The sequence below is a fragment of the Duganella margarita genome, from assembly GCF_009857535.1.
Lineage (GTDB): Bacteria > Pseudomonadota > Gammaproteobacteria > Burkholderiales > Burkholderiaceae_D > Rugamonas > Rugamonas margarita.
Window position 1 is genome coordinate 1 of the sequence record NZ_WWCS01000101.1, and the last position, 257, is coordinate 257.

The 257-nt window shown below is 51.0% G+C and carries 1 rRNA gene; it reads right to left on the reverse strand.

Annotation, left to right across the window (positions count from 1 at the left end):
- Positions 1–257 (reverse strand): 23S ribosomal RNA (locus tag GTP55_RS29405); the annotation flags it as partial.

Consider the following 257-nt stretch of genomic DNA (forward strand, 5'->3'; position numbering starts at 1 on the left):
CCTCCGTTACACTTTAGGAGGAGACCGCCCCAGTCAAACTGCCTACCATGCACTGTCCCCGATCCGGATAACGGACCAAGGTTAGAACCTCAAACAAACCAGGGTGGTATTTCAAGGTTGGCTCCACAGAAACTGGCGTTCCCGCTTCAAAGCCTCCCACCTATCCTACACAGATTGGTTCAAAGTCCAATGCAAAGCTACAGTAAAGGTTCATGGGGTCTTTCCGTCTAGCCGCGGGTAGATTGCATCATCACAAA